The sequence below is a fragment of the Streptomyces sp. NPDC025793 genome, from assembly GCF_055558375.1.
In genome coordinates this window covers 15,957-41,029 of record NZ_JBVHMR010000027.1, presented here as the reverse complement: position 1 = coordinate 41,029, position 25,073 = coordinate 15,957, and the positions used below count along the sequence as shown (strand labels likewise).

25 protein-coding genes are annotated in these 25,073 nt (G+C 72.8%); 11 read left to right on the top strand and 14 right to left on the bottom strand.

What is annotated here, in order from left to right:
• Positions 1 to 129: 129 nt before the first annotated feature.
• Positions 130 to 984: an NAD-dependent epimerase/dehydratase family protein gene (locus ACZ4MF_RS35100; RefSeq protein ID WP_467496540.1), complete on the top strand. Its 855-nt coding sequence runs from the start codon at positions 130 to 132 to the stop codon at positions 982 to 984.
• Between the two features lie 43 nt (positions 985 to 1,027).
• Here ACZ4MF_RS35100 and ACZ4MF_RS35095 read toward each other — a convergent pair whose 3' ends face one another.
• From ACZ4MF_RS35095 to ACZ4MF_RS35080, 4 genes are read right to left on the bottom strand one after another with little or no spacing between them, the layout of a single operon-like run.
• The gene (locus tag ACZ4MF_RS35095) at positions 1,028 to 2,293 is read right to left on the bottom strand and encodes an MFS transporter (protein ID WP_467496538.1); all 1,266 of its coding nucleotides are present in this window, start codon (positions 2,291 to 2,293) and stop codon (positions 1,028 to 1,030) included.
• Positions 2,294 to 2,303: 10 nt separating this feature from the next.
• Entirely contained in the window at positions 2,304 to 3,632 is a 1,329-nt protein-coding gene (locus ACZ4MF_RS35090; RefSeq protein WP_467496536.1) for a GH1 family beta-glucosidase, read from the bottom strand.
• 58 nt (positions 3,633 to 3,690) lie between these two features.
• On the bottom strand, positions 3,691 to 3,957 hold the full coding sequence (locus ACZ4MF_RS35085; RefSeq protein WP_356030889.1) for a protealysin inhibitor emfourin: 267 nt from the start codon (positions 3,955 to 3,957) through the stop codon (positions 3,691 to 3,693).
• Between the two features lie 35 nt (positions 3,958 to 3,992).
• On the bottom strand, positions 3,993 to 5,060 hold the full coding sequence (locus tag ACZ4MF_RS35080) for a M4 family metallopeptidase (RefSeq protein WP_467496534.1): 1,068 nt from the start codon (positions 5,058 to 5,060) through the stop codon (positions 3,993 to 3,995).
• Between the two features lie 319 nt (positions 5,061 to 5,379).
• Here ACZ4MF_RS35080 and leuA point away from each other — a divergent pair, with 319 nt between their 5' ends.
• Complete coding sequence (gene leuA, locus ACZ4MF_RS35075; protein WP_467496532.1) at positions 5,380 to 7,101, top strand: 2-isopropylmalate synthase; 1,722 nt, start codon at positions 5,380 to 5,382, stop codon at positions 7,099 to 7,101.
• Positions 7,102 to 7,284: 183 nt separating this feature from the next.
• Positions 7,285 to 7,974: a tellurite resistance TerB family protein gene (locus ACZ4MF_RS35070; RefSeq protein WP_356030894.1), complete on the top strand. Its 690-nt coding sequence runs from the start codon at positions 7,285 to 7,287 to the stop codon at positions 7,972 to 7,974.
• Positions 7,975 to 8,001: 27 nt separating this feature from the next.
• Here ACZ4MF_RS35070 and ACZ4MF_RS35065 read toward each other — a convergent pair whose 3' ends face one another.
• Genes ACZ4MF_RS35065 through ACZ4MF_RS35055 form a run of 3 tightly spaced genes read right to left on the bottom strand, consistent with a single transcriptional unit; the run spans position 8,002 to position 10,048 of the window.
• On the bottom strand, positions 8,002 to 8,685 hold the full coding sequence (locus tag ACZ4MF_RS35065; protein ID WP_467496529.1) for a response regulator: 684 nt from the start codon (positions 8,683 to 8,685) through the stop codon (positions 8,002 to 8,004).
• Complete coding sequence (locus tag ACZ4MF_RS35060) at positions 8,682 to 8,810, bottom strand: hypothetical protein (protein WP_467496527.1); 129 nt, start codon at positions 8,808 to 8,810, stop codon at positions 8,682 to 8,684. The genes ACZ4MF_RS35065 and ACZ4MF_RS35060 overlap by 4 nt, the downstream gene beginning before the upstream one ends.
• Positions 8,807 to 10,048 carry a sensor histidine kinase gene (locus ACZ4MF_RS35055; protein ID WP_467496525.1) on the bottom strand — a complete coding sequence of 414 codons (1,242 nt, stop codon included), beginning with the start codon at positions 10,046 to 10,048 and terminating at the stop codon, positions 8,807 to 8,809. The genes ACZ4MF_RS35060 and ACZ4MF_RS35055 overlap by 4 nt, the downstream gene beginning before the upstream one ends.
• A gap of 192 nt (positions 10,049 to 10,240) precedes the next feature.
• Between ACZ4MF_RS35055 and ACZ4MF_RS35050 the strand changes: the two genes are divergently transcribed.
• The 3 genes from ACZ4MF_RS35050 to ACZ4MF_RS35040 are packed head-to-tail and all read left to right on the top strand — an operon-like array spanning position 10,241 to position 13,289.
• Positions 10,241 to 11,338 carry an ABC transporter permease gene (locus ACZ4MF_RS35050; RefSeq protein ID WP_467496523.1) on the top strand — a complete coding sequence of 366 codons (1,098 nt, stop codon included), beginning with the start codon at positions 10,241 to 10,243 and terminating at the stop codon, positions 11,336 to 11,338.
• A complete protein-coding gene (locus tag ACZ4MF_RS35045; RefSeq protein ID WP_467496521.1) occupies positions 11,335 to 12,072 on the top strand; it encodes an ABC transporter ATP-binding protein in 738 nt (245 codons plus the stop codon). Before ACZ4MF_RS35050 ends, ACZ4MF_RS35045 begins: the two co-directional genes overlap by 4 nt.
• Positions 12,069 to 13,289: a sialidase family protein gene (locus ACZ4MF_RS35040; RefSeq protein WP_467496519.1), complete on the top strand. Its 1,221-nt coding sequence runs from the start codon at positions 12,069 to 12,071 to the stop codon at positions 13,287 to 13,289. The genes ACZ4MF_RS35045 and ACZ4MF_RS35040 overlap by 4 nt, the downstream gene beginning before the upstream one ends.
• On the opposite strand, the gene ACZ4MF_RS35035 is transcribed toward ACZ4MF_RS35040, so the two are convergent.
• Positions 13,267 to 14,208, bottom strand: coding sequence for a metallophosphoesterase family protein (locus ACZ4MF_RS35035; protein WP_467496518.1), 942 nt, complete (start codon positions 14,206 to 14,208; stop codon positions 13,267 to 13,269). The two genes, ACZ4MF_RS35040 and ACZ4MF_RS35035, sit on opposite strands and share 23 nt — an antisense overlap.
• Positions 14,205 to 14,654: a plastocyanin/azurin family copper-binding protein gene (locus ACZ4MF_RS35030; protein ID WP_467496516.1), complete on the bottom strand. Its 450-nt coding sequence runs from the start codon at positions 14,652 to 14,654 to the stop codon at positions 14,205 to 14,207. The genes ACZ4MF_RS35035 and ACZ4MF_RS35030 overlap by 4 nt, the downstream gene beginning before the upstream one ends.
• Before the next feature lie 123 nt (positions 14,655 to 14,777).
• Between ACZ4MF_RS35030 and ACZ4MF_RS35025 the strand changes: the two genes are divergently transcribed.
• The 3 genes from ACZ4MF_RS35025 to ACZ4MF_RS35015 all read left to right on the top strand — a co-directional run bounded on the left by ACZ4MF_RS35025 (position 14,778) and on the right by ACZ4MF_RS35015 (position 16,715).
• The gene (locus ACZ4MF_RS35025; protein WP_467496514.1) at positions 14,778 to 15,380 is read left to right on the top strand and encodes a sigma-70 family RNA polymerase sigma factor; all 603 of its coding nucleotides are present in this window, start codon (positions 14,778 to 14,780) and stop codon (positions 15,378 to 15,380) included.
• Positions 15,381 to 15,405: 25 nt separating this feature from the next.
• Positions 15,406 to 16,170: an anti-sigma factor family protein gene (locus ACZ4MF_RS35020; protein WP_467496512.1), complete on the top strand. Its 765-nt coding sequence runs from the start codon at positions 15,406 to 15,408 to the stop codon at positions 16,168 to 16,170.
• Positions 16,171 to 16,295: 125 nt separating this feature from the next.
• Positions 16,296 to 16,715, top strand: coding sequence for an ATP-binding protein (locus tag ACZ4MF_RS35015; RefSeq protein WP_356030908.1), 420 nt, complete (start codon positions 16,296 to 16,298; stop codon positions 16,713 to 16,715).
• Between the two features lie 16 nt (positions 16,716 to 16,731).
• Here ACZ4MF_RS35015 and ACZ4MF_RS35010 read toward each other — a convergent pair whose 3' ends face one another.
• Genes ACZ4MF_RS35010 through ACZ4MF_RS34990 form a run of 5 tightly spaced genes read right to left on the bottom strand, consistent with a single transcriptional unit; the run spans position 16,732 to position 23,234 of the window.
• The gene (locus ACZ4MF_RS35010; protein ID WP_467496510.1) at positions 16,732 to 17,658 is read right to left on the bottom strand and encodes a dihydrodipicolinate synthase family protein; all 927 of its coding nucleotides are present in this window, start codon (positions 17,656 to 17,658) and stop codon (positions 16,732 to 16,734) included.
• The gene (locus tag ACZ4MF_RS35005; RefSeq protein WP_356030911.1) at positions 17,659 to 18,675 is read right to left on the bottom strand and encodes an ABC transporter ATP-binding protein; all 1,017 of its coding nucleotides are present in this window, start codon (positions 18,673 to 18,675) and stop codon (positions 17,659 to 17,661) included.
• Positions 18,672 to 20,639 (bottom strand): dipeptide/oligopeptide/nickel ABC transporter permease/ATP-binding protein, encoded by a 1,968-nt coding sequence (locus tag ACZ4MF_RS35000; protein ID WP_467496508.1) that lies wholly within the window; start codon positions 20,637 to 20,639, stop codon positions 18,672 to 18,674. Before ACZ4MF_RS35000 ends, ACZ4MF_RS35005 begins: the two co-directional genes overlap by 4 nt.
• Positions 20,639 to 21,595 (bottom strand): ABC transporter permease, encoded by a 957-nt coding sequence (locus ACZ4MF_RS34995; RefSeq protein WP_467496506.1) that lies wholly within the window; start codon positions 21,593 to 21,595, stop codon positions 20,639 to 20,641. Before ACZ4MF_RS34995 ends, ACZ4MF_RS35000 begins: the two co-directional genes overlap by 1 nt.
• A 4-nt stretch (positions 21,596 to 21,599) precedes the next feature.
• Complete coding sequence (locus ACZ4MF_RS34990; protein ID WP_467496504.1) at positions 21,600 to 23,234, bottom strand: ABC transporter substrate-binding protein; 1,635 nt, start codon at positions 23,232 to 23,234, stop codon at positions 21,600 to 21,602.
• A 190-nt stretch (positions 23,235 to 23,424) separates the two neighbouring features.
• On the opposite strand from ACZ4MF_RS34990, the gene recO reads away from it, so the two are divergent.
• Entirely contained in the window at positions 23,425 to 24,174 is a 750-nt protein-coding gene (gene recO, locus ACZ4MF_RS34985) for a DNA repair protein RecO (protein ID WP_071370650.1), read from the top strand.
• Between the two features lie 24 nt (positions 24,175 to 24,198).
• Positions 24,199 to 25,050, top strand: a complete 852-nt coding sequence (locus ACZ4MF_RS34980) for an isoprenyl transferase (protein ID WP_467496502.1) — start codon at positions 24,199 to 24,201, stop codon at positions 25,048 to 25,050.
• Positions 25,051 to 25,073 lie beyond the last annotated feature (23 nt).

Sequence of the window (25,073 nt, the reverse complement as noted above, 5' to 3'; positions counted from 1 at the left end):
CCCTCCAGCGTGAGGCAGCCCGCCCGGCTTATCCAGGGACTGCCGATCCCCTGATCGGGAGGTCTCTACCGGCCGCCCCCGCTCCGTCCCACCGTGGTGGTGAACACGGCGAACAGCGAGGAGACGAACATGCTGACTCTGGTGACCGGTACGACAGGGCAGGTCGGGCGGCGCTTCGTGCCCCGGCTGCTGGCGCAGGCCCGGCCGGATGAGCAGGTGCGGGTCCTGGTCAGGGACGCCTCCCGCGCGGACCGCTTCGCCGATCTCGGCGCCGAGGTCGTGCTCGGCGATCTGCGGGACGAGGACGTGCTCGGCAAGGCCGTCGCGGGCGTGGACGCCGTCGTGAACGTCGCCGCCGCCTTCCGCGGGGTGCCCGACGAGGAGGCCCGGGCCGTCAACCGGGACGCGGCCGTGGCCCTGGGCCGGGCCGCGCAGGCCGCCGGTGCGCGGAGGTTCGTGCAGGTCAGCACCGGGCTCGTGTACGGCGCCGGGCGCGGCAGGCCGCTGGTCGAGGAGGACGAGAGCCGGCCCGGCGGGTCCATGTGGGGCGCCTATCCCGAGTCCAAGGCGGCGGCCGAACGGGAGCTGCTCGCACTCGACGGCTTGGACCTGCGGATCGGCCGGCTCCCCTTCGTCTACGGCGAGGGCGACCCGCACCTCGCCGACTCGCTGCGCTGGGCCGCGCACTGGGCGCCGACCCAGCGGCTGCACATGGGCCACCACGCCGACGTCGCCCAGGGCCTGTTCCGCCTGCTGTACGCACCGGCGGTGAACGGCCCCGTCCACAACATCGCCGACGACACCCCCGTCACGGCGGTCGACCTGCACCAGGTCAACGGTGCCGCACTGCCCGAGGGCATGGACACCCGGACGGACCCCGACCCGTGGCTCGTGATCATGTCCACCCAGAAGATCCGCCGCGACCTCGGCTACCGGCCGCTCTACCCGAGCGTCTGGTCCGCCCGCGACGCAGGCGCCCTGTAACCCGCTCGCTCCACCCCGCTCTGCACCCCGTTCTGCACCCCGCTCACTCCACGCCGCGTATCCGGCCCACCAGCACCGCCCCCGCCAGCCCGATCACCGCCGCCACCAGGTACAGCACCCGGTATCCGCCCAGGTACGTCACGATCGGCGCGGCGAGGGCGGGGGCGGCGACCTGGGGCAGGGCGTTGGCCACGTTGATCACACCGAGGTCCTTGCCCCGGTCCAGGGCCGTCGGCAGCACGTCCGTCATCAGCGCGAAGTCGACCGAGGTGAACACGCCGAAGCCGATCCCGAGGACCGCCGACGCGACGATCGCGCCGGGCCAGGTCTGCCACCCGGCCAGCGCCGCCGTCGCCACCGCCATCAGCACCCCGGACCAGACGACGAACGGCTTGCGCCGGCCCACCCGGTCCGACCACACCCCGCCCGCCACCACGGTCGCCACCAGCGTCAGGCTGTTGACGGCCGTCAGGATCAGCACCCCCTGGCCGGGGTCGGGGTAGCGCAGGCGGTCGCGCAGGTAGTACAGCAGGTAGAGCAGCACGAGTGAGTTGCTGAGGTTGATCAGGAACCGGGTCAGCCACGCCCAGCCCAGGTCCGGATACCGGCGCGGGCTCAGCCAGAACCCCGCCAGGAACGCCCGCCAGGACCACGGCGGGCGGTCCCGCGCGGACAGCCGCAGATCCGGATACCGCAGGACGTACGGCAGCACGCCCGCCACCGTGCACACCGCGCACGCCACGTACCCGGCGCCGATCCCGCCGGCCGCCGTCGCGAGGCCCGTGCCGCCGACCACGCCCAGGATCTGCGCGGCTCCCAACCAGCCGCCCACCGCGCCCCGTCGGCGCCTCGGCACCCGGTCCGGGACGGCCGCCGTGACCGCCGCGAACGCCGCGTTCAGGGTGAGCTGCACCAGGCACCAGCCCGCAGCCAGCGACCACACCCCGCCGGCCCGCGCGAGCAGCAGCAGCGACAGCGCCCCGCCCGCAGCCCCGGCCACGATCCACGGCGTACGGCGGCCCCGGCGGGCGGTCGTCCGGTCCGACAGGGCTCCGAAGAAGGGGTTCGCGACGAGCGACACCAGCGCGCCGATCCCGGTCACCCAGGCCAGCATCGTCTCCTTCGACATCCCGGAGCCGGGCGCGAAGTCCTTGGCCTGGGAGGCGAGCAGGATCTGCAGCGGGCCGAACCAGCCCACCCAGATCGCCCCGTTGGCCAGCGACAGCGCCGCCGTCCAGCCCCGGCCGACCGGCTCCACCGGCTCCGCGAGGGCGGCCGGGGGCCGGACCGGCTCCGGCACCGTGGTCATCCCGGCGCCGTCAGCCCTGGTTCCGGAGCACGTCCCGGAACCAGTGGTAGGAGGCCTTCGGGGTGCGCTCCAGCGTCGTGTAGTCGACGTGCACCAGTCCGAAGCGGCGCGCGTAGCCCTCCGCCCACTCGAAGTTGTCCATCAGCGACCACACGAAGTAGCCGCGCACGTCCACCCCGGCCGTGAGCGCGGTGTGCAGGGCGCGCAGATGGCCGTCCAGGTAGGCGATGCGGTCCTGGTCGTCGAGGCCCTCGTACGAGCAGCCGTTCTCGGTGATGACGATCGGCGGGAGCCGGTCGCCGTAGCGGTCGCGGAAGCCGGTCAGCAGCTCGGTCAGGGCCTCCGGGACGACCGGCCAGCCGAAGTCGGTCGTCGGCCGGCCCTCGATCTCCCGTACCGAGAAGGGGAGTTCGGCCGGGAGGGCGAGTCCGCCGTACTCGCTGTCCGTGCCCCCGGGGGCGCCCACCCGGGTCGGCGCGTAGTAGTTGATCCCGTACCAGTCGACCGGCTCGGCGATGACCTTGAGGTCGGCCGAGACGTCGTCGCCCGGCATCAACTCGCCCATTCCGTCCGGATATTCGCCGAGGATGACCGGCTCGGCGAACAGGCGGTTGAGGAGGACGTCGTAGAAGCCCGCCGCCTCCAGGTCGGCCGGTTCCTCGGACGCGGGCCAGGTGGGGCCGTGGGAGTTGGCGATGGCGACGTCGCCCGCTCCGGCCGCGCGCAGGGCCCGTACCGCGAGACCGTGGGCGAGGAGCTGGTGGTGGGCGACCGGGAGCGCGTCGAACAGGAGCCGCCTGCCCGGGGCGTGGGCGCCGAGGGCGTGCCCCAGCAGGGTGTGTTCGGCGGGCTCGTTGAGGGTGATCCACTTCGGCACCCGGTCGCCCAGGCGCTCGGCGACCACGCTCACGTGGTCGGCGAACCGGGCCGCCGTGTCGCGGGTCAGCCAGCCGCCCGCCTCCTGAAGCGAGACGGGCAGGTCCCAGTGGAAGAGGGTGGGCACGGGCCGGACGCCCGCCGCGCACAGCTCGTCCACCAGGCGGTCGTAGAAGTCCAGCCCACCGGGGGAGTTCACCCGCGGCCAGGAGACCGAGAAGCGGTACGCGCCCACGCCCAGGCCGGCGAGGAGTGCGACGTCCTCGGGGTAGCGGTGGTAGTGGTCGCAGGCCACCGCCGCCGTCGAGCCGTCCTTCACCCGGCCGGGCTCGGCCGTGAACACGTCCCACACGGAACGCTCGCGTGCGTCGGCCGCGCCCTCGATCTGATGGGCGGACGTCGACACGCCCCACAGGAAGCCGTCGGGGAACCGGGGTATCGGGTCACCTGCGTCAGTCGCCATGGCCGGGATCATCCTTACCCCCGGTAACGGAAGTCAATGCCCCGGCGGCAACCGCCGCCTACGCCCCTTCCTTCAGCAGCCGGGTCACCAACTCCCGCTGGTCCTCGGTGAGTCGGGGATCGGCCGCGTACACCGTGCGGCCGTCCACGGTGATCTCGTACCGGAAGCCGTCCGGGACGCCGGCGGGCGGGGCGCCCGGGCCGGACGCGAGGACACGCTCGGCCAGGGCCTGCCACTCGGCGGCGTCGGGCCGGGCCGAGGTGTCCACCTCGGCCCGGCGCTCGATCCCCGCGAAGCCGCCCGTGCGTCGAATCTGGATGCGCATGGGTCCGTGTCTAGTACGGAACGCCGCCGGCCGCACTACGACGTCCGCACACCGACCTGTTCCCACGCTTTCTTGACGGCCTCCAGCTCGTCCCCGGCGCCGAACCGCGTCTGGGCCGCCTTCACCGTCAGCCTGGCGAAGTCGGCGAACTGCGCGCCGGACTGCAGCGCGCCGCCGGTGAGCACGTCGTACCAGATCTGCCCGGCCTTCTCCCAGGCGTTGCCGCCGATGGCCGTGGCGAGCAGGTAGAAGGCGTGGTTCGGGATGCCGGAGTTGGTGTGGACGCCGCCGTTGTCGTCGCTGGTGTCCACATAGCCCGCCATGGTCGCGGGCTGCGGGTCCTTGCCGAGCCTCGGGTCGTCGTACGCGGTGCCCGGGGCCTTCATCGAGCGCAGCGCGGTGCCGTGCACGCCGGGGGCGAGCAGGCCCTCGCCGATCAGCCAGTCGGCCCGGTCGGCGCTCTGGCCCAGCGAGTACTGCTTGATGAGGGACCCGAAGACGTCCGAGACCGACTCGTTGAGGGCGCCGGACTGGCCCTCGTAGTCCAGGTTCGCGGTGTACTGCGTGACGCCGTGGGTCAGCTCGTGGCCGATGACGTCGATGCTGCTGGTGAAGTCGACGAAGACCTGGCCGTCGCCGTCCCCGAAGACCATCTGGTCGCCGTTCCAGAAGGCGTTGTCGTAGCCGGTCTGGTAGTGCACGGACGCGTTGAGCGGCAGCCCGTGGCCGTCGATGGAGTCCCGCTGGTACGCCTTCAGGTAGAGCTCGAAGGTGGCGCCGAGGCCGGCGTAGGCGCGGTTGACGCTGGCGTCCTGCACCGGGTCCTGGCCCTCGGCGCGGACCTCGGTGCCGGGCAGGTCGCTGCCGTGCCCGGCGTCGTAGATCGTGCGCTTCGGCTTGCTGCCGGCCGGGGCGGCGCCGGCGGCGGCGCTCCGGGTGCGGACCGCGGTCTCGCGGCGGCGGGTGCGCAGCGCGGAGTCGTGCTCCAGGGTGCGCTGCGCGCGCTCGGCGATGGCGGAGTCCTCGTGCCGGGCGAGCCGGTCGAGGATGTGCGGCGGCACGATCGTGCAGAAGACGGGCTGGAAGCCCCCGTTGGTCGTCATGACGAAATGCTGGCATTGTGTGACGCAAGTGTCACTACCCGCAACCGTGATTGGTGAAATATCGGGACGTCCGGCCACCCTCCGTAACCGGAAGTGGTATGGCGCACCTTTTGTTCCTTTTATCCGTGCGGTCCCGCATACTGATACAGGCCCTCGTACCCGGCGCGGCTCGGCTAGGCTGCGGAGCATCATGCGTTTCGGGCTGCTTCTTCTTAGCTGCCGCGGCGAGGGCCTGTAGTCCAGGTCGACTCCCTCCCCGCGGAGCTTCGTGTTGCGTCGTCGGCCGTCCTTCCGGACACCCTGAGGAGCCCACGCCACCATGGTCAACCGCCAGCAGCCCAGCACCATGCCGATCCACAAGTACGGCCGCTACGAGCAGGTCGACATCCCGGACCGCACCTGGCCGGAGCAGCGGATCACCGTCGCCCCCCGCTGGCTCTCCACCGATCTGCGCGACGGCAACCAGGCCCTGATCGACCCGATGTCGCCCGAGCGCAAGCGCCGGATGTTCGACCAGCTGGTCGCGATGGGCTACAAGGAGATCGAGGTCGGCTTCCCCGCCTCCGGCCAGACCGACTTCGACTTCGTGCGCTCGATCATCGAGGAAGAGGGCGCGATCCCGGACGACGTCACGATCTCCGTGCTGACCCAGGCCCGCGAGGACCTGATCGAGCGGACCGTGGAGTCCCTGAAGGGCGCCAAACGGGCCACCGTCCACCTGTACAACGCCACCGCGCCGGTCTTCCGCCGGGTCGTCTTCCGCGGCTCCAAGGACGACATCAAGCAGATCGCCGTCGACGGCACCCGCCTGGTGATGGAGTACGCCGAGAAGCTGCTGGGCCCGGAGACGGAGTTCGGCTACCAGTACTCGCCGGAGATCTTCACCGACACCGAGCTGGACTTCGCGCTGGAGGTCTGCGAGGCGGTCATGGACGTCTACCAGCCGGGCCCGGGCCGCGAGATCATCCTCAACCTGCCCGCCACCGTGGAGCGTTCGACCCCGTCCACGCACGCGGACCGCTTCGAGTGGATGAGCCGCAACATCTCCCGCCGCGAGCACGTCTGCATCTCCGTCCACCCGCACAACGACCGCGGCACGGCCGTCGCTGCCGCCGAGCTGGCGCTGATGGCCGGCGCCGACCGCGTCGAGGGCTGCCTGTTCGGACAGGGCGAGCGCACCGGCAACGTCGACCTGGTCACCCTGGGCATGAACCTGTTCTCGCAGGGCGTCGACCCGCAGATCGACTTCTCCGACATCGACGAGATCCGTCGTACGTGGGAGTACTGCAACCAGATGGAGGTCCACCCGCGCCACCCGTACGTGGGCGACCTGGTCTACACGTCCTTCTCCGGCTCCCACCAGGACGCCATCAAGAAGGGCTTCGACGCCATGGAGGCCGACGCGAAGGCCAGGGGCGTCACGGTCGACGACATCGAGTGGGCGGTGCCGTACCTGCCGATCGACCCGAAGGACGTCGGCCGCTCCTACGAGGCCGTCATCCGGGTCAACTCGCAGTCCGGCAAGGGCGGTATCTCCTACGTCCTGAAGAACGACCACAAGCTGGACCTGCCGCGCCGCATGCAGATCGAGTTCTCGAAGCTCATCCAGGCCAAGACGGACGCCGAGGGCGGCGAGATCACGCCGAAGGAGATCTGGGCCGTCTTCCAGGACGAGTACCTGCCGAACCCGGACAACCCGTGGGGTCGCATCCAGGTCAGGACCGGCCAGTCCACCACGGACACCGACGGCGTCGACGCGCTGACGGTCGAGGCCACGGTCGACGGCGAGGACACCGTCCTGACCGGTACCGGCAACGGTCCGATCTCGGCCTTCTTCGACGCCCTGGAGTCCATCGGCGTCGACGTACGCCTGCTGGACTACCAGGAGCACACGATGAGCGAGGGCGCCTCCGCGCAGGCCGCCTCCTACATCGAATGCGCGATCGACGGCAAGGTCCTGTGGGGGATCGGCATCGACGCGAACACGACGCGTGCGTCGCTGAAGGCGGTCGTCTCGGCCGTCAACCGCGCGGCCCGCTGATCCCTCTGACCGGGGGTTTCGGCGCCCCGACCGCTGTATACGGCGGTCGGGGCGCCGCCGTTTTCGGCCACTGTGCCGGGCAGGTAACAGAAAGGTCTCTTCCGGGGTACTGACTCAGCCTCCGTGATGTGGCTAACATCACGCCAGCACGGCGATGTTGCCGCGCGGTTACGGAGGTGCGACGTGCTGCCAGTACGGGGACGAAACGGCCGGGTCCTGCGCCTCCTCGGCGCGCGCACCGCATGGACGCCCGTGGGCGACGGCGAGTTCTACTGCCCCGGCTGTGGGGGCGACCGCAACTACCAACGGCTCACCGGCCGTCGCCGGCTCACCCTGCTCGGGCTGCCGCTGCTGGCGCGCGGGACGGCCGGACCGGTCGTGGAGTGCGCGGCGTGCGCCGAGCACTACGGCACCGACGTCCTCGACCACCCCACCACCCGCCGCTTCTCCGCGATGCTCCGCGACGCCGTGCACACCGTCGCCCTCGCCGTGCTCGCCGCGGGCGGCACCGGTTCCCGTACGGCCCTGGAGACCGCCGCCGCCGCGGTCCGCGCGGCCGGCTTCGAGGACTGCACCGAGGACCGGCTGGCCGCCCTGGTCGAGGCACTCGCCGCCGACACCGGCCGGGTCTTCGAGCAGCCCTGCGGCGCGAGCCTGACGATAGAGCTGCACGAGGCCCTGGACCCGCTCGCCCCGCACCTCGCCCCCGCCGGCCGCGAGTCCCTGCTCCTTCAGGCCGCCCGCATCGCGCTGGCCGACGGCCCCTACACCCCGGCCGAGCGCGACGCCCTCACCACGGTGGGCGCCGCCCTGACCATCTGCGCCCCCGACGTCACCCGCCTGCTGGCCGCGGCGCGGACGACCCCGTCCTGACGGGCACAAGCACAGGCCCGGTCGCGTTCACGGGCGCCGGATGAGACCGAGGTCGGTGGCCGCGGCGACGGCGGCGGTGCGGGAGTCGACGCCCAACTTGGCGTAGACGCGGGCCAGATGGGACTTCACCGTGCCCTCGGTGAGGTGGAGCCGACGGCCCACGGCCTGGTTGGACAGCCCCTCGGCGACCAGGGCGAGCACCTCGGTCTCGCGCCGGGTCAGTGAGGTGCCGGGGGCGCGCAGCCGGTTCAAGAGCCGGTCCGCGACCGCGGGCGCCAGCGCGGTACGGCCGGCGGCCGCCGAGCGCACGGCCGCGGCCAGCTCCTCCGGGGGAGCGTCCTTGAGCAGGTAGCCCGTGGCACCGGCCTCGATGGCCGGGAGGGTGTCGGCGTCGGAGTCGTAGGTGGTGACGACCACGACCCGGGGGGCACCCGGCCGGGCGGTGATCGCGGCGGTGGCCTCCGCCCCGCCCATCCCCGTGCCGAACCGGAGGTCCATCAGCACGACGTCGACGTCACCCGCCCCGGCCCGGAGGACGGCCTCCTCGGCGGTGGCCGCCTCCGCCACGACCACGAGCCCCGGCTCGGTCTCCAGCACGGCCCGCAGCCCGGCCCGCACGACCGGGTGGTCGTCGGCGAGAAGCAGCCGGACGGGGAGGTCCGCGTGGTCGGCGGGGCCGGTGCGGCCGGTGGGATCCGGGTGGGCGGTCACGGGCGGGCCTTCGTCTCGGCGGGCAACTGCCGCGGCAGCGGCGGGATGTCGGTGCGGGCGGGCCGGGGGAGGTCCGTGTGGTCGGTGGGGCCGGTGCGGCCGGTGGGGTTCGGGTGGGCGGTCACCGGTGGGCCTCGGTTCCGGCGGACGCGGTCCCGGCGTCGGCGGTCCGGGTCCGCGTGAGCGGGAGCCGGGCGGTCAGGGTGGTGCCGTGGCCCGGGGCGGAGTCGACGGTCAGGGTGCCACCCAGGGCGCGGATGCGGGCGCGCATGGCGGCCAGGCCGAAGCCGCCCGTCTCCGGGTCGGGCGCGGGCAGCCGGCCGGGCTCGAAGCCGGCGCCGTCGTCGACGACCGTGAGGACGGCCTCGTCGTCGAGGCGGCCGAGGGTGACCTCCACGGCGGTCGCGCCCGCGTGGCGCACGGTGTTGGCGAGCGCGGACTGGGCGATGCGCAGCAGGGCCACCTCGTGCGCGGTCGGCAGGGCGAGCGGCGCACCGACCGGGCGGAACCGGGCGGTGAGCCGGTGCCGGGTGCCGGTGGTGGCGCACAGCCGCTCCAGCGCGTCCGGCAGGGTGCTGCCCTCCAGGGCGGGCGGGGCGAGGGCGGCGACGAAGCGGCGGGCCTCGGCGAGGCTGTCCACCGCGGCCTGGCGGGCCTGGCCGACGTGCCGCGCCGCGCTCTGCGCACCGTCGGGCAGGGTCCGCTCGGCGGCCCGCAGCAGCAGCTGGATGCTGGACAGGCCCTGCGCGAGGGTGTCGTGGATCTCGCGGGCCAGCCGCTCGCGCTCGGCCAGCACTCCCGCGGTGTGCTGGGCCTCGGCCAGGTCGGCGCGGGTGGCGGTGAGTTCCTCGATCAGGCGCCGGCGCCGCTCGCTCTCCCGGTACAGCGCCTGGTATCCCCACACCACCGCGACCGCGACGGCGGCCCCGAGCGCCGGACCGATCGCCATGGCCGCGCTGAAGGCGCCCTGATGCGCGGCGAACGCGGCGATCGCCGCGCCCGCGGTCGCGGCCACGGCGGCCAGGCCCGAGCGGCGCGGCAGCAGATGGAGCTGGAGGAAGTACAGCGGGAAGGCCACCCACACGCCGTCGGCGGACAGCGCCAGCAGCACCAGCCACGCCGCGCCGACGGCCGCCAGCCACCAGGCGGCGGCCCGCCGGTCGCCGCGGACCCGGGGCAGCAGCGGGCCCGCCGCGTACACCAGAGCGCACCCGGCGGCCCCGGCGAGGGCCGGCGCGGCGTGCGGCCGGCCGTCGGTCACGGCCCGGACGGCGGCGAGCGCGAGGAGGCCGACGACGAGCAGGTGCAGGCACCAGGACAGGGCCCGGGTGGTCGGGGTCAGGGCGGGGGCGGCGGTGTTCACGGTCCTACCAGCGTGGTTCACAGTCCCCCCAGGGTACGGAGACGAGCCACGGCCCGGCCTCTGTCGAAAGTTGCAATCCGGGCACCGCCGTTCGATCCGCGAAGTGACCTCCGTCGCCAGATGCCCGCGGCGGGCGCGGGCGGCGACGGTGGAGGCACACTCCGTCCACCTCCGCAGAGAGCAGTCGCAGCCGTGTTCGTCGCCTGGAGAGACCTGAGGTTCGCCAAGGGCCGCTTCGCCCTGATGGGAACCGTCATCACCCTGATCACCCTGCTGGTCGGGCTGCTGTCCGCACTGACCGCCGGTCTGGGCCGGCAGAACATCTCCGCGATCACCGGCCTGCCCGCCGACCGGATCGCCTTCGCTGCCCCCGGACCGGGGCGGAGCCTGTCGTACGGCGACTCCACCGTCACCGCCGGCCAGTGGCAACGGTGGGCCGGGGTACCCGGCGTCTTGCGCGCCGAACCGCTCGGGATCACCACCACGAGGGCCACCGCGGGCGACCGGAGCACCCCGGTCTCCGCCTTCGGCGTCCGCCCCGGCTCCCGCCTGGCCCCCGACGGCGCCGCGATCCACGACCGTACGGCGGTGCTGTCCACCGCCGCCGCCGCCGGCCTCGGCGGCCTCGCACCCGGCGACACCTTCACCCTGGCCGGCCGGAAGCTGACGGTGGCGGCCGTGGCGGGCGACGCCTCCTTCAGCCACACCCCCGTGATCTGGACCGGCCTCACCGCCTGGGGGAGCGTGGCGCCTCCCGGCGCCGCCGGTGCCGGTGCCGGAGCGACGGCGACGGTGATCGCCCTGGACACGACCGGCGGCGCCGATGTCGCGGCCGCCGACCGGGCCATCGGCACCAGGACCGTGACCAAGGACGGCTCGCTGTCCGCGATCGGCTCCTACGCCTCGGAGAACGGCTCCCTCCAGCTGATGCGCGGCTTCCTGTTCGCCATCTCCGCGCTCGTCGTCGGCGCCTTCTTCACCGTCTGGACCATCCAGCGCGGCGGCGACATCGCCGTACTGAAGGCGCTCGGCGCCTCCACCGCGCACCTGCTGAGGGACGCCCTCGGCCAGGCCGCCGCCCTGCTCGTCGGCGGCACACTCCTCGGCACCGGCATCGCCGCCGCGCTCGGCGCCCTCGTCGTACCGGACACGGTGCCCTTCCTCCTCACCCCTGCCACCGTCCTCGCCCCCGCCGCCGTCATGATCCTGCTCGGCGCGCTCGGGGCCGCCCTGTCCGTCCGCCGCATCACCTCGGTGGACCCGCTGACCGCCCTGGGGAGCGCCCGATGAGCCTCGACCTGTCCGACGTCACCCTCACCTACCCCGACGGCGACGACCGCCTGACCGCCCTCGACCACGTCACCCTGCACGTGCCCAGGGGCACCCTGACCGCCGTGGCCGGACCCTCCGGCTCCGGCAAGTCCAGCCTCCTCGCCGTCGCCGCCACCCTCGTCACGCCCGACGCCGGCACGGTCAGCGTCGACGGTGTCACCACGACCGGTCTGAGCCGCGCGGAACTGACCGAGCTGCGCCGCCGCACCATCGGCATCGTCTTCCAGCAGCCCCATCTGCTGCCCTCGCTCACCGCGGTCGAACAGCTCCAGCTCATGGCCTCGATCGACGGGCGCTCACCGGCCAGGGCGCGCGGCCGGGCCCTGGAGCTGCTGGCCGCGGTGGGCCTCGCCGACCGGGCCGGCCGGCGCCCCCACCAGCTCTCCGGCGGCCAGCGCCAGCGGGTCGGCATCGCCCGCGCGCTGATGAACGAGCCGACCCTGCTCCTGGTCGACGAACCCACCAGCGCCCTCGACCACGAACGCGGCGCCGCCGTCGTCGACCTGATCACCCGGCTGACCCGCGAGCGGGGCACCGCCACCGTCCTGGTCACCCACGACCGCACGCACCTGCGCGCCGCCGACCGCGTCGTCGAGGTCCGCGACGGCCGCCTCGGCGTGCCACCGTCCGGCAGCGGCACGAGCGTGGGCTACCCGCCGGAGGGAGGGCTTACGACGACGATGAGCGGATGACCCCGCTCCGCCGCACCCCGCTCACCGCCCTCGTCCTCCTCACCGCCCTCGGCCTCTTCCCCCCGCTCGCCGCCGCCCTGCCCGCCGGGGCCGCACCCGCGCCCCCCTCGCACGGCTGCGCCTCCTCCGTCCCCTACGTCTCGGGCCTGGGCGGCTACCACACCTACCGCATCCCGGCGGTCGTCCGCACCCGGCAGGGCACGGTGCTGGCCTTCGCCGAGGGGCGGCGGTACGACGCTCGGGACACCGGTGCCATCGACGTCGTCCTGCGCCGCTCCACCGACGGCGGCTGCACCTGGGGTCCGCTGACCGTCGTGACGCCCGGGGACGGGGACACCCGGGGCAACCCGGCGCCGGTCGTGGACCCGCGTACCGGCGCCGTCGTGCTCGTGACCTGCGGGAACAGTGGGGCGGCGGCAGAGGGTGAGATCATGAGCGGCGAAGGGGAGCGCCGGGTGTACGTCCAGCGCAGCCGGGACGACGGCCGCCGCTTCTCACCCCCGGCCGACATCACCGCTCAGGTGAAGCGATCCGACTGGCGCTGGTACGCCACCGGCCCCGGCCACGCCGTCGCCCTCACCCGGGGCCCGCACCGAGGCCGTCTCCTCGTCCCCGCGAACCATTCCGTCGCCCCGCCCGCCGGTTCCTCCGGTTCCTCCGGCTCCGGCCGCGACGGCGGCCACGCGCTCTACAGCGACGACGGCGGGCGCACCTGGCACCTGGGCTTCGTGACGGACAGCACCCACGGTGTGACCAACGTCAACGAGACGACGGCGGCGCAACTCCCGGACGGCAGGCTCTACTTCAACGCCCGTGACCAGTACGGCAGCGCCCCCGGCAACCGCCTCGACAGCTACTCCGGGGACGGCGGCCGCTCCCTCGACCGCCCGTACGCCCGTCAGCCGAGTCTGTCCGACGTCCCCGTGGTCCAGGGCAGCGTCCTCCAACTCCGGGGACCGGGCGCCCCGTTGCTGTTCTCCGCCCCCTCCGTGCCGACCGCCCGCCGGGCGCTCGCCCTGTGGACCAGCACGGACGGCGGCCGCACCTTCACCAAGCGGCTCACCCTCTCCGACCGCCCGGCCGCCTACTCCGACCTGGTCCAGCTGGGCCCCGCCACGGTCGGCGTCCTGTACGAGACGGGCACCGCCCAGAGCTACGAGAGCCTGGAGTTCCGCAGGCTGGACGTGCCCTCGCTCATGCCAGCCGCTGGTCCTTGACCGCCAGTTCCCGGTCGCCCTGCCGGTACCCCACGGTGCGGATGCCGAGCGCGGCCCTGAGCTGCCGGGCGGGTACGACCTGCGGCGCGGGGGCGGGGGCCCGACCCGGCTTCGGCAACGGGTAGGCGGTGGTGGTGGCGGAGTGGAAGGTGATGTTGCCCTCCGTCTTGGTGAACAGCTGGTGGACGTGTCCGTTGAGACAGGTCACCGAGGAGAACCGGCGCAGGAGCGCGATCACCTTCAACGCGTCGTCCGTGCTCCAGCCCCACCGGGGGTACATGGCGAACAGCGGGATGTGGCTGAAGACCACGATCGGGGTGTCCGGCGACTGCCCCGCCAGGTCCCGCCGCACGAAGTCGATCTGCTCGGTCCCGAGGTGGCCCAGCTTCTCCAGTCTCAGGGTGTTGACCAGGGCGACGAAGTGCACTCCGTGGGTGTCGAAGCTGTACCAGCCGTCGCCGAGCGTGCCCCTGCCGAAGACCTGCCGGTAGGCGCGGCCCGCGTCGCCGATGGAGTCGTGCTCGCCCGGCACGGTGAAGACGCGGTCCGTCCGCAGCCGGGTCATCATCTGCCTGACCTGGTCGAACTGGCCCGTCGTGGACAGGTGGGTCAGATCGCCGCTGTGCATGACGAAGTCGGGCCGGAAGCCGAGCGCGTTGACCTGGTCGATGGCTTCGGTGAACGAGCCGGCCACGTCCAGGTTCGCCGGCCCGTGGAAGCCGATGTGGCTGTCGGAGACCTGCACGAACCGCAGGGCGCCGGTGGTCGGCGCGGCGGCCCTGGCGAGGGTGTCCCGGGGGCCGGCGATGTGGCTGATCACCTCTCCGCCGGCCACGGTCAGCACGACGGCCCCGCCGAACCACCCCGCGTGCCGTATGAGTTGACGTCGCGTCATGTCGTGCTCGCGGTACCCGGTCATCGGGTCACCTCCACCGTGGCCGTCATGAAGGGATGAATGGTGCAGAGGTAGGCGTAGGTGCCCGGTTCGGTGAACCGGTGGCTGTAGCCGGCGTGGGTGGCCAGGGCGGGCGAGTGCAGCGGTCCGCCCGGGGTGGCGCTGGTGACGGTGTGGGCGTCGGTGTCCTGGTTGGTCCAGGTCACCGTCGTGCCCGCTTTGACCTTCAGGGTGGCCGGGGTGAACGCGAAGCTCCTGATCGTCACGGTGCTCGCCGCGGGGTCCGGTGCGGAGGCGCCGGGCATCCCGGCCATCTGGTGCTGACCGGGACCGGCCGTGATGGCGCCGACCGAGGTGGTGTGCGGGGACTGGCCGCACGCGCTGAGAAACCCCAGTCCGGCCGCCGTCACGGTGGCGAGCCCGGCCGTGACGAGTGAGCGCCGGACGGAGTGACCGAAGTTCGGGTGCATGGTGTTCGCTCCTCACCTCTCGGGAACGGGGATGTGTCTGCCCTTTCCTGACTTCACGGGCGGTGATGCCGACCGGTTCGGTCGATACGCGACAAAAGTGAGCAAATGCGTAATGATCTGCTTATGCCATGGAGCGCCCGCAGACGTGGCGGGACAGCCGATACGGATCGCTCCGCGCGCCGTGTCCCTGGTGAAGGGACCGTGCCGGCCACGGATGAGGAGCTGCTCCGCACTCTGTACGCCGAGCACGCGGGGCCCCTGTTCCACTACGCGCTGCGCCTGACGTCAGGAGACCGGCAGTGGGCCGAGGATGTCGTACAGGAGACGCTGCTGCGGGCGTGGCGGCACCCCACCGCGTTCGAACCCCGCCGTGGTTCCGCCCGGGCCTGGCTGTTCACGGTCGCCCGGCACCTGGTCATCGACGCCCACCGGGCCCGGCAGGCCCGGCCCGCGGAGACCGGCGGCGACGCACTGGACCGGGTCGCCGAGCGGACGGCGGGCGAGGACCGGATCGAGCAGGCGCTGCAGAGCTGGGCGGTGGCCGACGCCGTCCGGACGCTGTCCGCGGACCATCGCGCCGTACTGGTCGAGACGTACTACCGGGGCCGGACCATGGCGGAGGCGGCGGACGTGCTGGGCATCCCGCTGGGCACCGTCAAGTCGCGGACGTACTACGCCCTGCACGCCCTCCGGCTCGCGTTGCAGGAACGAGGCATCGAGCCATGACCGAGGCACGGAGGAGGCGCCGGCCGTGAACGCGGACCACGAGGCTCTGCGGATGGCGCTCGGCGGGTACGTCCTGGGCGCGCTGTCCCCGGCCGAGACGGAACAGGTGCGCGCCCATCTGGCGACGTGCGACGCGTGCCGGGCGGAGTACGAGCAGCTGGCCGGACTGCCGGCGCTGCTCGCGACGGTCACGGCGGCCGAGGCGGCGGGCGGTGCGGTGCCCGCGGGCGACGAGGAGCCGGCCGGCCGCCTGGTGCGGCGGGCGGCCGGGAGCGCGCCGCCCGCGGCGACTCGGGCTCCCGGGGCCGGGCTGCTCGACGGGATGCTCGGGCAGGCCGCGGCCAGGCGCCGCAGGGCCGTGCGGTGGCAGCTGGCCGGCGCGGCCGCCTCCCTGATGCTGGTCGCGGCGGCGGCGGCCGGCGGCACCTGGCTGGTGACCGGCGCGTCCGTGACGAGCCAGGGCGGGCCGCCCGGGGCCGCCACGTCGACTCCGGCGCGCACCTTCTCCGGGAGTGACGCCGCCACCGGCGTCACCGCCTCGGTGGAGGTCTTCCCGTCGGCCTGGGGCAGTGTCCTGCGGGTCTCGGCGCATGGTGCGCCGGCCGGCATCGTCTGCCGGCTGCAGGCGGTCGGGTCCGGCGGGGCCAGGGCGGACGCCGCCACCTGGCGGGCCGGCGCGTACCCGGCCGGGACGAGGATCCCGGGAGCGGTCCCCATGTCTCCCGGAGCCATCGAGCACTTCGAGATCGTCGCCGGCAACGGCCAGAAGCTGGTCACGATCCGGGCGTGATCCGGGCGTAGAAATCCGGGCGCAAAAAGGTGCAGATCGCTCGAACCGTACGCCCGTCGCCGTGCGTATTACCGGATGAGCGCTCACCTACAGCTTTCGCACCCACACAGAAGAGCCGGAAGACCATGTATGTGACCGATCCCGGGCGCACCAGCCCAGGGCCCTGTTCCCAGCGGGCGACGCTGACCCTGCCCGCACGGGAGGCACATGTCTCCGCCGCGCGTCACTTCACGGCGGATCTGCTGGAGTGCTGGAGCGTGCCCGAGAGCGAGCGCGACTCCGCCGTCCTCATCGTCGACGAACTCACCGCCAACGCCGCCCGGTACGGCCGCGAGTGCATGACGCTGGTGCTCGTCCTCGACCAGGGCGCCCTGTCCATCGTGGTCAGCGACTCGGGCACCGCGGTGGAGCACGGTCCGCACGACGTCGCCCCGGACGAACACGGCCGCGGCACCGGCATCGTCACCTGCCTCGCGCAGTCGACCGAGATCCACCAGACACGCGGCGGCCGGGAGGTCCGCGCCTGCCTCCGCTGCCCGGCCTGACCGCCCCGGCATGCCCCTAGAGCAACCCCGCCGCCGCCAGGAACTTGCCGACCTTCTCCGTCTCCTCGCCGGACAGCGGCACCTGCGGCTCGGCCGTCACCGGGCAGTCGATGATCCCGCGCAGCTGCAGGGCCGCCTTGAACGCGCCCAGTGCCGAGGAACTCCCGCCCATCCGACCCGGGTCGCCGACCCCGACCAGCCCGAACAGCGCGCACAGCCGCTCCTGTTCGGCCCGCGCCCCCGCCCAGTCGCCCGCCCGGCACAGCCGGTACAGCCGGACGTACCCGTGCGGGTCGACGTTGCCGAGCCCCGGCACGCAGCCGTCGGCACCGAGCGCCAGCGCGGAGTCCACGATCAGCTCGGAGCCGGTCAGCACGCTGAACCCGGCGTGCGCGCGGGCGCCCGTGACGACCTCCCGGAAGGCGCCCAGGTCCCCGCTGGAGTCCTTGAGCCCCGCCAGCACCCCGTCGGCGGCCAGCCCCAGCACCAGATCGGCGGGCAGCTTGGTGTGCACGGCCATCGGGATGTCGTACGCGATGACGGGCACCTCGCTCACCGCCGCGAGCCGCCGGTAGTGGCGGACGATCTCCGCGGGGTGGGTGCGGGTGTAGAAGGGCGCGGTGACGACCACCGCCTGTGCCCCGGCCGCCGTCACCGCCGTGACATGGTCCAGGACGCGGGGCGTGCTCATGTCGATGGCACCGGCGATGACGGGCAGTTGGCCGCCCACGTGCGCGACGACCGCCGACACGACCTGCCGTCGCTGCCGGTCCGTCAGAAAGGCCGCCTCGGAGGTCGAGCCGAGCAGGAACAGCCCGTGCACCCCGCCCCCCACCAGATGGTCCACCAGCCGGAGCAGCGAGGGCACGTCCACCTCGCGCTCCGGTGTCAGGGGAGTGCAGACGGGCGGGACGACACCGGTGAGCGGGACGGGGAACGTCATTCAGGGCTCCTGTGGCAGGCTCTGTCGGGCCAGGTCGCGGGTCGGCCGGTCCTCCTCCACAGGATGGTGGCAGCGGTAGCGGTGTCCGGGCCGTGACGCGGCCGAGAAGTCCGGCATCGACTCCGCGCACACCGCGTCCGCCTTCCAGCACCGGGTGCGGAACGGGCAGCCGCTCGGCGGCCGGGTCGCCGACGGCACCGGCCCGGTCAGCGGGATCGGGTCGACGGGATCCAGCAGTCCGGGCGTGGCCGAGAACAGCGCGCGGGTGTACGGGTGCCGGGCCGCGTCCGTCACCCGGTCGGCCGGGGTCTCCTCCACGATCCGGCCCAGGTACATGGTGATCACCCGGTCGCTCATCCGCCGTACCGTCTGGATGTCGTGCGAGACGAACACCAGCGCCAGCCCGAGCCGGTCCTTCAGGTCCAGCAGGAGATTGAGGATCTGCGCGCGCACCGACACATCGAGCGCGCTGGTCGGCTCGTCGGCGACGACCAGCGCCGGGTCCAGGGCGAGCGCGCGGGCGATGGCGACGCGCTGGCGCTGCCCGCCGGAGAGCTGCCCGGGCAGGGCGTCGGCGAGCGCCCGGGGCAGGCCCACCAGGCCCATCAACTCCCTTACGCGCACGTCCCGTTCCGCCCGGCTGCCGCGCTCGTGGACGTCCAGCGGGTCGCGCAGGATCCGGCGCACGGGCAGCCGCCGGTTCAGCGCGGTCGACGGGTCCTGGAAGATCATGCCGACGCCCGCGCCGACCGTGGCCCGCCGCTCCCCGGCCGGCATCGCCCACAGGTCCCGCCCCCGGAACGCCACCGCCCCCGAGACCGGCCGCTGGACACCGACCAGCACCTTCGCCAGCGTCGACTTCCCGCACCCCGACTCGCCGACGACCCCGACCGTCTCACCGGCCGCCACGGACAGATCGGCGCCGGTCAGGGCGTACACCCGGTCGCGGGCGAACAGACCGCCGCCGCGCGCCTTGTGGACGACATGGGCGTCCCGTACGTCGATGATCGCGGTCACTGGAGCGTCTCCTCCACGGGTTCCACGGGCACGGCCGGGTGATGGCAGGCCGCCGTGTGCGTGGCCGTGCCGGTGAGGGCCGGCGCGTGCTCGTGGCACACCTCGCTCGCGCGCGGGCAGCGGTCGGCGAAGCGGCAGCCCGCCGGGAAGTCGGCGGGGGAGGGCACGACTCCCCTGATCTGCGTCATCCGTTCCTCGGCCGACTCCAGCGACAGCACGCTGCCGAGCAGCCCGCGCGTGTAGTGGTGGGCCGGCGCCGCCACCAGGTCGGCGGTCACCCCGCTCTCCACGATCTGCCCGCCGTACATCACCACCACCCGGTCGGTGACGTCGGCGATCAGCGCGAGGTCGTGCGAGACCAGGATCAGCGCGAAGCCCAGCTCCTCGCGCAGCCGCAGCAGCAGCTCCATCACCTGGGCCTGCACGGTGACGTCGAGGGCGGTCGTCGGCTCGTCGGCGACGATCAGCCCGGGTTCGCGGGACAGGGCCATGGCGATCAGCACGCGCTGGCGCTGCCCGCCGGACAGCTCGTGCGGATAGCTGCGCAGGGTGCGCTCCGGGTCCAGCCCGACCAGCTCCAGCAGTTCGCCCGGGCTGCGACGGCCCCCGCGCCGCACCAGTTGCCGCAGCTGGGCGCGGATGGTCATGGCGGGGTTCAGCGAGGACAGGGCGTCCTGGTAGACCATCGCCATCTCGTGCCCGAGCAGCCGGCGCCGTACCCGCATCGGCTCGGCCGGCAGGTTCCGCCGCTGGAACCGCACCTGCCCGCGCACCCGGGCCTGTCTCGGCTGGAGGCCCATGATCGTGAGCGCGGTCAGCGACTTCCCGCAGCCCGACTCGCCGACCAGGCCCAGCACTTCGCCCGGGTACACCTCGAAGCCGACCCCGGCGACGATGTCCACGCCCCGGTGCCGGTCCGGGAAGCCGATGGCGAGGTTCTCCACGGCGAGCACCGGCTGCCCGCCGCGGTCGGGCCGGGGCCGGGCGCGCGCACGCAGCCGCCGCGCCGCCTGGGACAGCCCCGGCAGGGGGAGCACGTCACCCGGTACCGCCTCCTCCAACTGGCCCTCGGGGGCCGCCACTTCACGGGCGGCCGGCGCGGCCCACGCGTCCGACACCCCCTCGGAGAGGATGTTCAGCGACAGCACGGTGAGCAGGATCAGCAGCCCGGGGAAGACGGTCGCCCACCAGCCGCCGGTCAGCACCATGTTCTTGCCGTCGGCGATGACACTGCCCCAGGACGGATCCGGCGGCCGCACCCCCGCCCCGATGAACGACAGCGACGCCTCGAACACGATCGCCTCGGCGACCTGGACCGTGCAGAAGACGAGCACGGGCGCGGCACAGTTGACGGCCACGTGCCGCAGCACGATGTGCGGGGTGCGGGCCCCGATGACCCGCTCGGCGGTGACGTAGTCCTCCCCGTACTGGTCGAGCACGTTGGCGCGTACGACCCGGGCGACGGACGGCGTGAACAGAAACGCGATGGCGCAGACCAGGACCCCGATCCCGCCGCCGAACACCGCGACGAGGACGGCCGCGAGCGCGATGCCGGGAAACGCCATGACGACGTCCAGGCAGCGCATCAGCGTCTCGTCGACCCCCTTGCGGGAGGTGGCCGCGACCGCCCCGACGACGGCGCCGACGACCAGCGCGAGCCCCGTCGCCCCCAGCCCGATGGCCAGCGACCAGCGAGCGCCGTACATCAGCCGGCTCAGGATGTCCCGGCCGAGGCTGTCCTGTCCGAGCCAGTGCGCGGCCGACGGATGCCCGCTGCCGCCGGCCGGGGCCCGCTGGTCGAGCGGGTCGTCGGGGGCGAGGAGCGGGGCGCACACGGCGACCAGGATCACGACCGCCAGGAAGCAGACGGCGAGCTTCGACGGCGGCGGCAGCCGGCGCCAGCCGCGCAGCCGGACGCCGCCGGGCCGGGTGAGCCGTTCGACGAGGCCGGCGCGGGTGTCCATCAGGCCGCCCTCAGACGTGGGTTGACCAGCAGATACAGGATGTCGATGACGAGGTTCACGACGACGAACCCGGTGGCCGTGGTGAGCACGACCCCCTGCACCACGGCCGGGTCGCCGTTCTGCACGGCGTCGATCATCAGCTTGCCCATGCCGGGCAGCGAGAAGATCGTCTCGATGACGACGGCACCGCCGAGCAGATAGCCGACCCGCAGCCCGAGCACGGTGAGCGGATTGACGAGGGCGTTGCGCAGCACGTTCCGCCCCACCACCACGAGGGGCGGCAGCCCGCTCCCGATCGCCGTCCGGACGTAGTCCCTGTCCAGCTCCTCCACGACGGACGTCCGCACGATCCGGATGAGCTGGGCGGCGACCGGCAGCGACAGCGCGAAGGCGGGCAGCGCCATCGTCCTGAGCCAACCGGTGAGCGAATCGGCCGGGTTGATGTATCCGCCGGTCGGGAACCAGCCCCGGTCCACCGCCAGGTACTGGATCATCAGCAGCGCCAGCCAGAACCCGGGCGCGGCGACCCCGACGAGCGAGACGACCCGGATGACCTGGTCCGGCACCCGGTCCCGGTACACGGCGGCCGTGACCCCGCCCGCCAGCGCCAGCACCACGGCGACGCCGAGGCCGAGGAAGGTCAGCTGGAGGGTGAGCGGCAGCGCGGTGGTGACCTGGTCGACGACGGGCGCGCGGGTCAGGGCGCTGGTGCCGAGGTCGCCGTGCAGCAGGCCGCCGACGAAGTGGACGTAGCGCACGGGCAGCGGATTCAGCAGTCCGTTGCGCTCCCGGAAGTCGTGCAGTTGCCGCGGGGTCGGGTTCGCGCCCTGGAAGAACGCGGACGCCGGGTCGACGTCGGAGAACCGCATCACCAGGAACACGAACAGCACGATCCCGAGCAGCAGCGGCACCAGCAGGGCGACACGGCGCAGCAGGATCCGTACGACGGCCGTCATGCCGTCAGACCCACTTGGCCTGGAGCACGTTGATCCCGGGGTACGGCTGGGCCCTTATCCCGGTGAGCCTGCGCGGATCCCAGGCCGTCATCAGCTCGTTGTGGACGACGGGGTACAGCACCGCCTGCTCGGCGACGACGTCGATGCAGTCCTGGACGAGCGCCTTCTTCCTCGCGGGGTCGGGCTCTGCGGTCGCCCGGTCCATGTCGGCGAAGAGCCGCTGGGCGACGGGATCGCCGGCCCATCGCGTGTACCCCATCCACAGGTTCTGCGGCCCGTAGTTGTAGTGCATGATCAGGTCGGCGTCGAGCCCGAACTGATTGGGATTGGAGGCCGCCGCCACCACCTGGTAGTCCTGCTTCTGGTCCATCTTGGTGAACACGGCCGTGGTCTCCTGCGGCGCCAGCGTCGTCCCGACGCCGATCGCGTCCCAGGAGGACTTGATGGTCGGCAGGCAGTCCACGATCCAACTGACGTTCACCGCGAGGATGTTGACCTTCAGCCCGCTGACCCCGGCGGCCTTCAGCAGCGCCTTCGCCTTCTCGGGGTCGTGGTCGTAGACGGTCTTCGCCCGCCGGTACGACGGATTCCCCTCATCGAGGAAGGAAGAGGCGGGCTTCCCGTGCCCCCGGAGGGCGACCTGCACCATCTTCCGCCGGTCGATGGCGTAGTGGAGCGCCTGCCGCACGCGCACGTCGTCGAAGGGCTTGTGCGCGGTGTTGAACATCAGGAAGAGGTTGTTCATCCCGGCCCCGCCCGAGACCGTCAGCCCGCCCTGCTCCAGCCGTGCGATGTTGGCGTAAGGGATGTTGTCCGCGATCTGCGCGCCGGCGTCGGACCCGGAGATCTTCGCGACGCGCGGCGCCGCGTCGACGATCGTCAGCCAGTTCATCCGCCTGAAGGCGGCCGGGCGCGGCCCGTTGTACGCGGCGAACGCCTCGAACGTCGTGTTCGACTTCGGATGATGCGCACTCTGCCGGTACGGCCCCGAGCCGACCGCCAGCCCCGCGATCGCCCTGTCCCAGCCGCCGGGCCGGGAGAACACGTGCTTCGGCATGATCTTGGCCAGGGTGAGCCGCGAAAGCCCGTCCGGGAAGGGGAACTTGAGGACGAGCTCGACGGTGCGGTCGTCCGCCTTCCGGACTTCCTTCAGCCAGCTCTCGAAGAACCCCTTGGCGAGGGTCGGGGTCTTCGGGTCGAGGATCCGGTCGAAGACGAACACGACGTCGTCGGCGGTGACGGGCGCGCCGTCGTGGAAGGTGGCCCCTTTCCGCAGGCCGAACGTCCAGGTGGTGGCGCCGGGGTCGCCGGGCACCTCGGTGCCGAGGGCGGGATACGGCACCCGGCTGATCGGATCGGTGTCCAGCAGGCCCTCGTAGATGTGGTTGTTGGCGGCCATCGAGAAGGCCGACGCCGTCTGGGTCGGATCCCAGCTGCCGTCGTTGCCGTACCCGATCACGGCGGTCAGCGTCCGGTCCTTCCCGCTGCCGCCGCCCCCGGTGTCGTTCGTGGACTGCGGCCCGCCCGAGCAGGCGGCCAGCGTGGACGGCAGGGCGGCGGCCAGCCCGAGCGCGCCGGCGCCTTTCAGGAAGGACCGGCGGCGCGGGGCCGGCAGGTCGCGGGTCACGTCGTCACGCACGGGGCCTCCAGCGAGGTCGGGGAGGTGAGAGAGGAGGTACGACGTCCTACGTCCGGTTCGGTCAGCGTGACCATAAAAGGGGCTTTGGGGGCGGTCAAGGGGGCGCACAGGGAATGGCCCCCTCCATGCATATCGGCTGTTTTCGCCCGGACGGACAGCGCAGTGGTCCCCGTACGTGAGAATGGACGGCATGAGCCTGTTCCGCGACGACGGCATCGTGCTGCGCACCCAGAAGCTGGGTGAGGCGGACCGGATCATCACGTTGCTCACGCGCGGTCACGGGCGGGTACGCGCCGTGGCGCGCGGGGTGCGGCGGACGAAGTCGAAGTTCGGGGCCCGGCTGGAGCCCTTCTCCCACGTCGACGTGCAGTTCTTCGCGCGCGGGAGCGAGCTGGTCGGGCGCGGGCTGCCGCTGTGCACGCAGAGTGAGACCATCGCGGCGTACGGCGGCGGCATCGTGACCGACTACGCCCGCTACACCGCCGGGACGGCCATGCTGGAGACCGCCGAGCGGTTCACCGATCACGAGGGGGAGCCGGCGGTGCAGCAGTATCTGCTGCTCGTGGGCGCCCTGCGGACGCTCGCGCGCGGGGAGCACGCCCCGCACCTCGTCCTCGACGCCTTCCTGCTGCGCTCCCTCGCCGTCAACGGATACGCCCCCAGCTTCGGCGACTGTGCGAAGTGCGGGATGCCCGGACCCAACCGGTTCTTCTCCGTGGCCTCCGGCGGCTCCGTCTGCGTCGACTGCCGGGTGCCCGGCAGCGTCGTACCCTCACCGCAGGCCCTGGTTCTCCTGGGGGCCCTGCTTACGGGAGACTGGGAGACGGCGGACACGTGCGAGGCGCGGTACGTCCGCGAGGGCAGTGGGCTGGTGTCGGCCTACCTGCACTGGCATCTGGAGCGCGGGCTGCGCTCACTGCGGTACGTGGAAAAAAGCTAGCGGTAGTAGGGAGACGAGAAGCACATGGTCGTACGCGGGATCCTGGGGCGTCAGCGCCGCGAGTACCAGGCGCCGGAGCCGCACCCGTCGGGTGCCCGCGCGCCGAAGCTCCCCGGCGAGCTGGTGCCGAACCACGTGGCCATCGTCATGGACGGCAACGGGCGCTGGGCGAAGGAGCGCGGGCTGCCCCGGACGGAAGGGCACAAGGTCGGCGCCGAGCGGGTGCTCGACGTGCTGCAGGGCTCCATCGAGGTCGGGGTGCGCAACATCTCCCTGTACGCCTTCTCGACGGAGAACTGGAAGCGCTCGCCCGACGAGGTCCGCTTCCTGATGAACTTCAACCGCGACTTCATCCGCAAGACCCGCGACCAGCTCGACGCGCTCGGGATCCGGGTGCGCTGGGTGGGCCGGATGCCCAAGCTGTGGAAGTCGGTCGCCAAGGAGCTCCAGGTCGCCCAGGAGCAGACCAAGGACAACGACCTGCTGACGCTGTACTTCTGCATGAACTACGGCGGCCGTGCCGAACTCGCCGACGCCGCCAAGGCGTTGGCCGAGGACGTGAAGGCGGGCCGGCTCGACCCGGCCAAGGTCGGCGAGAAGACCATCCAGAAGTACCTGTACTACCCCGACATGCCGGACGTCGACCTCTTCCTGCGGCCCAGCGGCGAGCAGCGCACCTCCAACTACCTGCTCTGGCAGAGCGCGTACGCCGAGATGGTCTTCCAGGACGTGCTGTGGCCGGACTTCGACCGGCGCGACCTGTGGCGGGCCTGCATGGAGTTCGCCTCCCGCGACCGGCGCTTCGGCGGGGCCGTGCCGAACGAGGAACTGCTGGCCATGGAGGCCGCCATCAAGGGGAACCAGGCCACTTCGTAGCCACGGACGGCGAGGACGGCGAT